The organism is uncultured Bacteroides sp. (genome assembly GCF_958445495.1).
Classification (GTDB): Bacteria; Bacteroidota; Bacteroidia; order Bacteroidales; family Bacteroidaceae; genus Bacteroides.
Window position 1 is genome coordinate 37,351 of sequence record NZ_CAUCSQ010000036.1, and the last position, 9,260, is coordinate 46,610.

The 9,260-nt window shown below is 42.1% G+C and carries 14 protein-coding genes and 1 pseudogene; all 15 read right to left on the reverse strand.

Translation table 11 applies throughout. The annotated features are described in order from the left end of the window. Nucleotides 1-128: 128 nt before the first annotated feature. Nucleotides 129-1,628 carry a phage portal protein gene (locus Q5076_RS12625; protein WP_303013854.1) on the reverse strand — a complete coding sequence of 500 codons (1,500 nt, stop codon included), beginning with the start codon at nucleotides 1,626-1,628 and terminating at the stop codon, nucleotides 129-131. A 12-nt stretch (nucleotides 1,629-1,640) separates the two neighbouring features. Then, the gene (locus Q5076_RS12630) at nucleotides 1,641-2,921 is read right to left on the reverse strand and encodes a PBSX family phage terminase large subunit (protein WP_303013855.1); all 1,281 of its coding nucleotides are present in this window, start codon (nucleotides 2,919-2,921) and stop codon (nucleotides 1,641-1,643) included. Next, on the reverse strand, nucleotides 2,914-3,306 hold the full coding sequence (locus Q5076_RS12635; protein ID WP_303013857.1) for a hypothetical protein: 393 nt from the start codon (nucleotides 3,304-3,306) through the stop codon (nucleotides 2,914-2,916). Before Q5076_RS12635 ends, Q5076_RS12630 begins: the two co-directional genes overlap by 8 nt. Before the next feature lie 179 nt (nucleotides 3,307-3,485). Next, nucleotides 3,486-3,869, reverse strand: coding sequence for a hypothetical protein (locus Q5076_RS12640; RefSeq protein ID WP_303013858.1), 384 nt, complete (start codon nucleotides 3,867-3,869; stop codon nucleotides 3,486-3,488). Beyond that, nucleotides 3,826-4,911: a DUF4417 domain-containing protein gene (locus Q5076_RS12645; RefSeq protein ID WP_303013859.1), complete on the reverse strand. Its 1,086-nt coding sequence runs from the start codon at nucleotides 4,909-4,911 to the stop codon at nucleotides 3,826-3,828. Before Q5076_RS12645 ends, Q5076_RS12640 begins: the two co-directional genes overlap by 44 nt. 8 nt (nucleotides 4,912-4,919) lie before the next feature. Next, nucleotides 4,920-5,348, reverse strand: coding sequence for a hypothetical protein (locus Q5076_RS12650; protein WP_303013861.1), 429 nt, complete (start codon nucleotides 5,346-5,348; stop codon nucleotides 4,920-4,922). Nucleotides 5,349-5,463: 115 nt separating this feature from the next. Further along, on the reverse strand, nucleotides 5,464-5,748 hold the full coding sequence (locus Q5076_RS12655; protein WP_303013863.1) for a hypothetical protein: 285 nt from the start codon (nucleotides 5,746-5,748) through the stop codon (nucleotides 5,464-5,466). 2 nt (nucleotides 5,749-5,750) lie between these two features. Beyond that, nucleotides 5,751-5,957 (reverse strand): annotated as a pseudogene (locus tag Q5076_RS12660) (YopX family protein); the annotation flags it as partial. Between the two features lie 12 nt (nucleotides 5,958-5,969). Next, the gene (locus tag Q5076_RS12665; RefSeq protein WP_303013864.1) at nucleotides 5,970-6,161 is read right to left on the reverse strand and encodes a hypothetical protein; all 192 of its coding nucleotides are present in this window, start codon (nucleotides 6,159-6,161) and stop codon (nucleotides 5,970-5,972) included. A gap of 1 nt (nucleotide 6,162) precedes the next feature. Continuing rightward, a complete protein-coding gene (locus Q5076_RS12670) occupies nucleotides 6,163-6,519 on the reverse strand; it encodes a hypothetical protein (protein ID WP_303013866.1) in 357 nt (118 codons plus the stop codon). Nucleotides 6,520-6,521: 2 nt separating this feature from the next. Continuing rightward, the gene (locus Q5076_RS12675; RefSeq protein WP_303013867.1) at nucleotides 6,522-6,764 is read right to left on the reverse strand and encodes a hypothetical protein; all 243 of its coding nucleotides are present in this window, start codon (nucleotides 6,762-6,764) and stop codon (nucleotides 6,522-6,524) included. Nucleotides 6,765-6,792: 28 nt separating this feature from the next. Next, entirely contained in the window at nucleotides 6,793-7,275 is a 483-nt protein-coding gene (locus Q5076_RS12680) for a DNA N-6-adenine-methyltransferase (protein ID WP_303013868.1), read from the reverse strand. 240 nt (nucleotides 7,276-7,515) lie between these two features. Then, complete coding sequence (locus tag Q5076_RS12685; RefSeq protein ID WP_303013870.1) at nucleotides 7,516-8,280, reverse strand: hypothetical protein; 765 nt, start codon at nucleotides 8,278-8,280, stop codon at nucleotides 7,516-7,518. A 19-nt stretch (nucleotides 8,281-8,299) separates the two neighbouring features. Then, nucleotides 8,300-8,554: a hypothetical protein gene (locus Q5076_RS12690; RefSeq protein WP_303013871.1), complete on the reverse strand. Its 255-nt coding sequence runs from the start codon at nucleotides 8,552-8,554 to the stop codon at nucleotides 8,300-8,302. 120 nt (nucleotides 8,555-8,674) lie between these two features. Continuing rightward, nucleotides 8,675-9,260, reverse strand: a 586-nt coding sequence (locus Q5076_RS12695) for a HEAT repeat domain-containing protein (protein WP_303013872.1), incomplete at its 5' end; no start/stop codon positions are given.

The following is a 9,260-nucleotide window of genomic DNA, read 5'->3' on the forward strand; positions in this document are numbered from 1 at the left end:
AATAAGCGAATTGTGGTTTATTTGTCTTTCCGGTCTAAAACCGACCTATGCATTAATAAAATTAAAGCGGCTTACTATTTTATTCCATTTTTCCTGTATTTTTTGTATAACCCCCGAAATTTTTCTGACTACTCCAACCTTAAATTGTTCTTTTTGACTGATTCCATTGCAATAGCGGCTTTCTGCTTCTCAATTTCATCTTCCTTGATTTGCTGGAGTTCTTCTTCCAATCTGTCAATATTTCCTGCAAATAATACACCGTGTTTCTGCGACCAGACATTACCGCTGACTGCCTTAACAGCCGTACTAACACGGTCATCGATGTTATCGAGACGGTAAGGTTCTATCTCCACATTAATATCAATAGTCTCGGCAGCCTTTTCGAAGCTGGAATTGATAGAGCCAAGTGCAGATACAAGGAAGTTCACACGCCGCTGCATGAACTCGCCGATTGTCTCCGCCAAGTTCTCCACGTTCAAGTGAGTGGAAAGGAAAACATAGTCGAAAGCTATACCGGACAAAGCATTACCACTTCCTTTCAGATTCTCGAAAGAGATACGTGGCGTGTTTGTCATTGAATATATCTTTTCAATAAGTGAATCCAATTCCAATTTCACCGTATCACTTGCTTGGTCCCACGTTAAATATTGAGCATTTGCTTCATTACCGATGAGTTCTACCACTCTATTCTTAAACTCTCCCGAAAAGTTCTGAACGTCGCCAAACAACATCAGAATGGGGAAGAAGTGGTAATCTATACAGTCGGCATAGCTTGACATCAGTTTCTCCAGCCGTACCCGGAGCGTCTTAATCTTCTCGCAATAGGATTCCGGACGATAGCAATACAGAATAGGCAGCTTCTTGAATCCATGTTTGAACGAAGAAACGAGCTTCCAGCCATCAGTCAGTTCCCATTGGTAAACAAAATCTGCTGTGATAGTCATAAAACAAGTAACCTCTATATCTTCCAAGTCTTTTTTCTTGTACTCACGGGAGAAAGCCACCAGGTTGTTGCTATCGTCAAAGAACGGATAGAGCTTGTCTCCCCTGAACGGCGACCATATCACGCTTTTTAAGCGATATTCAGGAGCAGATTTACCAAAAAGATTGCCTATCTTACGCTTTAATTTCGACCAAAAGCCATCATCTTTCACTACATACCAGTATTCGGCACATTCCTGTTCGGAGAGCCACGAGCGCACAATACGCTTGTTCTGATACTTGATTTTGTTCTTCTCCAACACCTTTTTCAGGGCAGAAAACATACCTTGTTCGCTTTCCTCCGGTTCGCAGTTCATCTTCGGCTCCGTGCCGACGGTGAAGGCGGTCTGTATGTTCACAATGTCTTGCTCGATGGGTAAGGCGATGCGGTTAGGCTCTACGTCCTTCGTTTTCTTCGGAATGGCGATTGTTTTGCCTGTCTTCTCGTCATAAACCTCTTTCTCCTTCTCGACCGTGATTTTAATCTTCGGGTATTTCTCCTTATCCATGATAATCTCGTGCCGGTTAGGATTCCAGTCGTTATAGAGCTTTACCGCATCGGGAAGCTCCGTTTTTCGGCCTTTTTTCAGATAGGATATCTTTTGGTCTATATCTTCGATTCTTAAAACTTCATCTATCGTTCTCATATCTCAATATTTTTAGTGTGCGAATATTCCTGAATTATCTCGTGGCTTTAAAATACGCCCCAATATATGCCCTAAAATATAATACCTAATCGGGTCAATGCAATGATTCCAAGCATCTATCGGTTCATTGATATAATGACCGTCTTTATCTTTATCCCAAACATAATTGCGTAGCTCTTCCATTATATGATAAGAGCGTCTTGTGACAAATAACTCATATTCTTTTATTTTGTCAATACCAGCCACTACGGAACCGGGATATTTATCTACCGGATAGATATTCACACCTCTGTTTTTTACTTCCTGTATCAAACGAGGGTCGGCACTATCTCCATACACTTTTAGTCCCCACGGTTTTAACTTCCTTGCGATTTCATTAGTCAACATTCCTGTTTCATAGAACAACTCGTCCACATAAAGCCTGTTATCAATAATGCCACATCTAATACCTGTTGAAGGGTCGTTTGTAAATCCCCAATCGGAAGCAAGAGCAACCTTTTTGCACCACTGTGGGAACTCGTCCACAATACCCCATTTCTTGAACACTGCCCCTTCCGCAACGTCAGCCCAGCGACCAATAACCGTGTGGGCATACTTCTCGGGATTCTCCACCTTCATCTGCTCCACCTCCTTGATGAATTGAGGGGAAAGATTGTCGATATTATCGAAGTAGGTGGTATGGATGTGGAGTATATTCGGATGGGTTGAAATCTGTACCGGCACGCCGTCAATCTCCACCAGTTTGTGGGTATTCTCGATATACTTCTTATAGATGAAGTGATTGCTGTCCGTAGGGTTCATTATAATGATAATCCGGTTCTGAATCCCCTTTTGACGGATGGAGAGCATGATTTTGTCATAGTCCTGTTCGTTCGTCCATTCCTCCGCTTCATCACAAACGAAGGTCGTGATACCATGAATAGATTTCAATTTTGCCGTCTGGTTGCCGGAAGATGTTTTGATACCTCGGAACATGATGCGCCCACCGCTACGTTTGTTGATAATGTCGGCTTTGGTAGTTTTAAACCACCGCGCCCCGCCGTCCAATTCTATCTTTTCCATCATTTCGGGAATAATAGACATATTAGCCGATACCATTGTGTAACGGGAGTAAAGAACGGTATGCGCGAATGTCCTGTCCTCCGAACGCTCGAACGTGAGTCGTTCGATGAACGTAGCGGCATTGAAAGACTTTCCACTTCCGCGACCTCCCGTTATAAGAATAATAAACTTGTCTTTATTCCGATACAATGGGGCATAAATTTTCTGTGGTGTTATTCCGGGTCTATTCATCCGTATTCTCCTCTATCCATTTTTCAATGTCAATGCTTCCGTTTACAGGTTCATCATCCTTTTCTTCCGATGCGACAGGAACACGACCAAACAGTCGGTCTTCCATGCCGTCCAGCACGTCGGTGATACCCTTTGCTGCATTTCGCTTCAAGCCTCGTGCAAGGATGAGCACCCACATAGGAGTGTCTTCCTTATTTATGATTTTATCTATTTCCGACGGCGTACATTGAAGGAGATATAGCTTGACTTCGTTCCATTCCTCCCTTGACACGTTATAGGCTTTCTTCGCGATGGTGTACAACTTGGGCTTTCTGCCACGATTAGGTGGCTGGTTGGTGCTGGTGAACGGCGTTCCCTTCCCTATGACATTCTCCGGTTTTGGCATCGTTTATCGGCGTTTAATCGGCGTTTTCTTTCACTTTTTAAGTTAATATTCAACCTTTGTATTTGTAGAATACATATCCTCGGAATAAGGATGTCCTCGTCTGATGATATTATACATTGCTCTCCTTGGTGGCACGCTCCAACTACTGTTTGTATTTTTTAGTTGTTATGTCTTTGCCATTATCTTCTACCAGTATATCCACCACGTCCAGCCCTAAACTCTCGCTTGTCCTTTACTTCAAATTCGCGAGCCAAGTCACGGTTGTAAATATCATATTGGGTGCCACGCTTCGTATCTTTATCAATAGCTGCCGTAGTCGCAAAGCCGGATTTAGCCGGACTGTCGAAACGGGAAGCCACTCTGTCAATCCATTGTTCTGCTTGCTTTTGTGTACGGAAATTCTTTTGCAACCATCTTGTTTCTCCACGACGGTTTTCCACTGCAACGGATGCCTGATAATTACCTCCGCTGCTTCTTGATGAGCTTTTGCTTCTTACTCCTCCCGATGTTTTAGCCATTTCAATCTCCTTTCTTAACTCTGTTAGCCATAAACTGTTCGACATATATAATGCTGTTTTGCACGCATATTTCTTTTATCTTATCCCCACCACCATAAACTATCATATTGGGTATATCCTTTCCTGATATTTCACGGGCGATTTGTATTTCCATCTTCAAATATTCCTGCCTGTCGGCATAGCCACGTGTGGCAAAAGCATTATAACCATCAGGAATCCCCAAACGGTTGTACTTGTAGAACTTCTGCGCCACATTCAGGTCAGCATACACCTTTGCGCCGCACTCCTGCCAGAAACGGGCAATCCAACGCTTCATGTAGATTTGCTGCAAACCGTAGGCAATCGGCGTTGTATCAAACAAAGACAGATTCGGTTCTACTAGTTCGGTACATCCGCTATCCAATACCGATACGGGATTGTTCCAAATGCTAGTGAACCGGTAATCCTCCACATAAAAATGATAAGTAGATATGCCTTTTTTTGCCCTTGTATCCGTTCCCCATCCAGCAAAAGGCAGTAGCAAGCCGCTTGTAGGCTGTCGGTCGAATAGCAAGTTCGGTATGTCAAATTCATTGTTACTGTCATATATGCGGTCGCCTAACATGGCAGCAAAGAAATCCGGCTGCTCCTTTGCTTCTTCTTCGGATGTTTCTTTGGGGGATTTAGCCTTTGTTTTTTCCTCTGGTTCTTGCCACACGTCAAATCCCCATTCTTCAAGTTCAATGCTGTCCCATTCATTAGCCAAAGCATCCCAATCGTTTTCACCGAAAGGATTGTTGTCTTGAATAAGCATCTGCCGGAGCTTTTCCACCGGCATGCTTTCAGGCAATATGCAACAAGGGACTTCCTTCCACCCTAAATGCTTATAGGCTTGCAAGCGCATATTGCCACCAATCACAATGTAATTACCTTGATACAGATATACGAGAATATCGCGTGCTTCTGTCATTTCAGGAAGCGACTGGATAGAACGGCATAACTTCCGGAACTTCTCCTCTTTAATGAAACGAGGATTACTCGGAAGCCCTTCTATTTGTCCTTCATTGGGGTGAACTTTGGATATTGAAATATATTTTCTTTCTATCATATAATACTTTAGCCTATTACAGCATTGTCTTTCAACCGAGATACAATTTCAGTGTAAATATACTCTATATCCTTCCGAAAGTCCTTATAATTATTGTAGAGAACAACCACAGTTTCGATATTGTGGGAAATAAATGTTTTATCACTGATATTCACTGACTCGGCAATCTTATCTCGAAGACCTTTTGGCATTCTTCCACCGGCTAAGACGCTAGGAGCATAAAGAAAAAGAATGATAAATATAAATTTCTTTCTGATATGGACACTATCTTTATTTCCCGGACAATCCCTAAAATCCTGTATTTCGCAAAACCACTTATATATGGATGGAATATAATCCAAATCTGACATAATAGGAGCAGATAATTCAGCTTCTCTTTCTGATAATCTAGATTTTTGCTCTCTGATAGATTTCAACTCCGATATTTCTGAAAACATAGTACAACAAATTTAGAAATTAATAGTATATTTGTACTATGATTGTATCATATAAGGGCGTCTATCTGGTGGTTCGGGTGACGCCCTTTTATCCTCCCCATATTTCTTTCAAGGGTTATTTCCACTTTGTTACTGTTGAGAAGTCACAAGATGAATTGAATTCTGCATCTTCGTAACGTTCAGCCTTTATTAGCTCTCTTTTAAGACTTTCAAGCTGATTGATATATACAATATCATTACGGTCCGTTACGTGCTGAATATACATTTGGATATTATTCAGCTTATCCTCCATGCGTTTGTGCCATCTGCTTATCAAAATTACAATGATGGCAACAGTTGTGGTATTGAGAATGAATAATGCAATTTTGAGGATTAAGTCTAATACTTCACTTGTTGGCATGGCTATTCCTCCTTGATTAATTCCGGGGTATCGTAAATATTACCTGCAATCTCTTCCGTTACATTGTAGTGACAGAATGGGAGTATTTTACCATTCGTTTCTCCAACATATCCAAAGCATCCATCTTTTATGCCTACTTTGTTATAGATTTTTACACCTTCATCTTCACCCATTAACAATATATCCCCTTCATAGATTTCCTTTCCATTCTTGTCAAATAGTCAAGTGAACTGCCCGACAGTTTCATTTTGTATTTTTGTTGCAACTATCGTGATAATGCTTTCTTCATCCGATAGTGTCGTTTCGGTACAAGCATGATATATATAAAATCTTCCTTGATTTTCTATAAGGTCTCCATATATCCATTCGTTATTTAGAATTGACTTTCCTCTAAATTTTATTTCACGATTCATTTTATTCCTCCGTTTTAAGTTCTTTCAATACTTTCTTCGCTATTTCATAATGAGATAACTGTTGCCAATCAGAACAGATATCATCCGTTTCATCATCGTAGTGATTGGCATAAACGTATTCATCCAAGTTGTCGCGAAAGGATTCACCGCCTAAACCTGAATCATCGCAATCATCGTACATTCTCAATTCATGGGCTACGTCCTTACATTCTTGGTGTGTAATGAAGTCGTACACGACTCCGTCATAGACATTTGTCTGACGGACATATTTTTGTCCTATCGTTATCTTTTCGCAACAAAACTCACACCTATGTTCTTTCTTAGCTGTTGGGTAAGTTTCTCTTAGTATTGTTAGCATAGTTATTCTCCTTTCAATTCCTTAATTAAAGCATCGGCACAAGCGATCGCGAATCGAGCAACAGCTATAGGTGTTGTACGCTTCTCGTTCACGTTATATGTTACTTCGGCACAAGCGTAACCAACTTCTTCTTCATCGCTTAGTATTCCTTGCATGGCTGCTTTTGCCAATTCATAACGCCTTTGTTCCCAATCAATTGGATTTTCAACATTCAAGAAATCAAGATCGCATTCTCTAAAAATCATATTATCGCATACTATAAATTATTTTCCGCTAATTAATACGTACATATTTACCTGCGATATCACAGGTTCTTAATACCTCTGCATTATCTTCTCCAAAAGCGATTAGGATACTGCCACAACCTGGTGAATCACCACGTGTACCGTCCGGACGGTAAAATCGGATGCGGTGGCGCAAGAATTTCATGCCCGTTGCTTTCTCGAAGATGACATCTTGAAACATCTTTGAATCACAACGATTAAAGAGTAATGCAATTCCGTTACCATGCTCTGCCAAACGCTTAACAAACTGTTCAATAAGCGGACGGGAATAAGGAGGGTTGAGCCACACACGTCCTTTCCAGTCCTTCAATAGCCCGTTATCATTTTTGTTATACATTTGCGTTGCCGTTCTCCATAATGGATTAAGCGGGGCACAAGGGTCCAGGTCAAAAACGCCCAAAGCATTTACAATCTCTATCGGAGTGTACCATTCATCGGTAGTACATGCTGACCGCTCAAATTGTGTGTTCATTCTCATTTAATTATTCGTTAATTACTTTTGCTTCATCATTATAGGTTATATCTACGCTCTCGCCCTGGGCGCGCGTTACCTCCACTCTGTACTTCTCTTTGTATCTCCTTAAACGCTTGTCAACCGTATTGTATTCGCTGACCGGGAGAAAGCCGTTAACAAAGAGGAAAGATAAGCAAAACCGGGCCTTTGCCAGCTGGCCCCGGTGATGCGGGGCCATTACTTGCATCTCGTTTCCGTTCATTCTTCATCACCTCCTTTCTCGTCCGTTGCAATATCGTTATAGGTTAGTCTTACGCTGTTTAGCTGGGCCACCGTTATATCTACGTTGTATTTGTCCCGGTAGCGGTTCAATCGGTTACCGATGGCCCTACGTTCACGCAATGTTATCAAGTTGTTGACATATAGATACCCCAGGCAAAGCGCGGCTTTCGCGAAGTGCGCCTCGTCGCCGCCTGGCATGGTACGCCGCCGGAGCTCTCCGGCAACTTGCCACCATTCGCCGTTCACGCTTATCAGGGCGCCCTGTTCCAGGCGGTTATAGTTCGGCGGGCAATGTCCGGACCAGACCGGGGCGTATATTTCGACACGCGCACCGTCCAGTATGCACCGACAAGTATAGCCTTTTTCCACCTGGTACACGACCGCGCCGTTCCGGTTATCCCGCGTTACTAACATTCCGGGCTCCAATTGTTGTACAAGTGACAGCGCGTCGGCTATAAGCGTTTTTATCGGGCCCTCCGCCAGGGCTTCCATGAGTTCATTATCATCTTCGAAGTATAACATGCCGTGCAGGTATTCCCGGAAAGCGTCAGCGCCCTTTTTCGCCTTCTCCTGTAGCAGCCTGTACAAGGGTTCGGCCCGGTCTCCGTGGCGCCATACTTCGTACAGTTTATCCAGGTCGGATAGCTTGATACTCTCCGATATACTCGCGTGTACGGCTTCACTGATACGCTTATAGTCCAGTAGAACGTCGTTCAATAGCCCTTCTATATTGTTAATCATTCCCATAATAAATTTCTCCTTACTTATTAAAAGATAATTTTTCAAGTTTATCAATCTGCTTACGAAGAGAAGCAATCTTCTTTTTTCTCATATCTTCCGCTTTCTTCAGTGCTTCTGATTTTTCAGTAAAAACATCCCTCCCTATATAATAGAAAGAAAAAGGACCATCTTTCACATAGCCATTTTGATTGTTAAACGTGGATTTATGAATATCCGCTTCTATTTCCATTATGCCTGATGTTAAGGCATATTTTGTTATAAATACTTTTGCCATATATACCTTTTCGTAGAGATTGATCCGATTTAATTCTTTTCTATTTTATTATTAGCTAATTTTGCACATTAACAGAATGCCACAATAAGCATCTGTATCTATTTTCCTAGATTGTATTAATCATCTTCCGAATACTTCTTTAAATTTACGGTCCAAAGCATTCAATATCCGCATCCTTACATTAGGGTCAGCGGAAAGATTATCAATAGAATAAATCCTTGAAACTAACTGTTGACGAGAACCACAAAAACAACCGCATTTATAAAATGGAGAAGCATTCGGAGAATTATACTTATACCATAGATGATTAGTACCTCTTACTGCCACATAAATATCACCAACTATGAATTCTATTTCATTAGCGATATAATTCGGGTGATTGGGATTGCCGGCGGCATTGTAGCGGACAGACCAGTCACTATCATCGGACAACTTTACAAGGACATCTACCGGAGTGTTGGGATTGCCGGCGGCATTGTAGCGGACAGACCAGTCACTATCATCGGACAACTTTACAAGGACATCTACCGGAGTGTTGGGGTTGCCGGCGGCATTACGGCGGACAGACCAGTTACTATCATCGGACAACTTTACAAGGACATCTACCGGAGTGTTGGGGTTGCCGGCGGCATTACGGCGGACAGACCAGTTACTATCATCGGACAACTTTACAAGGACATCTACCGGAGTGTTGGGGTTGCCGGCG

Coding starts and splice junctions, on each gene's coding strand:
- Q5076_RS12625 (WP_303013854.1), bottom strand. CDS start 1,628: ATGAGAACGATAGATGAAGTTTTAAGAATCGAAGATATAGACCAAAAG.
- Q5076_RS12630 (WP_303013855.1), bottom strand. CDS start 2,921: ATGAATAGACCCGGAATAACACCACAGAAAATTTATGCCCCATTGTAT.
- Q5076_RS12635 (WP_303013857.1), bottom strand. CDS start 3,306: ATGCCAAAACCGGAGAATGTCATAGGGAAGGGAACGCCGTTCACCAGC.
- Q5076_RS12640 (WP_303013858.1), bottom strand. CDS start 3,869: ATGTCGAACAGTTTATGGCTAACAGAGTTAAGAAAGGAGATTGAAATG.
- Q5076_RS12645 (WP_303013859.1), bottom strand. CDS start 4,911: ATGATAGAAAGAAAATATATTTCAATATCCAAAGTTCACCCCAATGAA.
- Q5076_RS12650 (WP_303013861.1), bottom strand. CDS start 5,348: ATGTTTTCAGAAATATCGGAGTTGAAATCTATCAGAGAGCAAAAATCT.
- Q5076_RS12655 (WP_303013863.1), bottom strand. CDS start 5,748: ATGCCAACAAGTGAAGTATTAGACTTAATCCTCAAAATTGCATTATTC.
- Q5076_RS12665 (WP_303013864.1), bottom strand. CDS start 6,161: ATGAATCGTGAAATAAAATTTAGAGGAAAGTCAATTCTAAATAACGAA.
- Q5076_RS12670 (WP_303013866.1), bottom strand. CDS start 6,519: ATGCTAACAATACTAAGAGAAACTTACCCAACAGCTAAGAAAGAACAT.
- Q5076_RS12675 (WP_303013867.1), bottom strand. CDS start 6,764: ATGATTTTTAGAGAATGCGATCTTGATTTCTTGAATGTTGAAAATCCA.
- Q5076_RS12680 (WP_303013868.1), bottom strand. CDS start 7,275: ATGAACACACAATTTGAGCGGTCAGCATGTACTACCGATGAATGGTAC.
- Q5076_RS12685 (WP_303013870.1), bottom strand. CDS start 8,280: ATGATTAACAATATAGAAGGGCTATTGAACGACGTTCTACTGGACTAT.
- Q5076_RS12690 (WP_303013871.1), bottom strand. CDS start 8,554: ATGGCAAAAGTATTTATAACAAAATATGCCTTAACATCAGGCATAATG.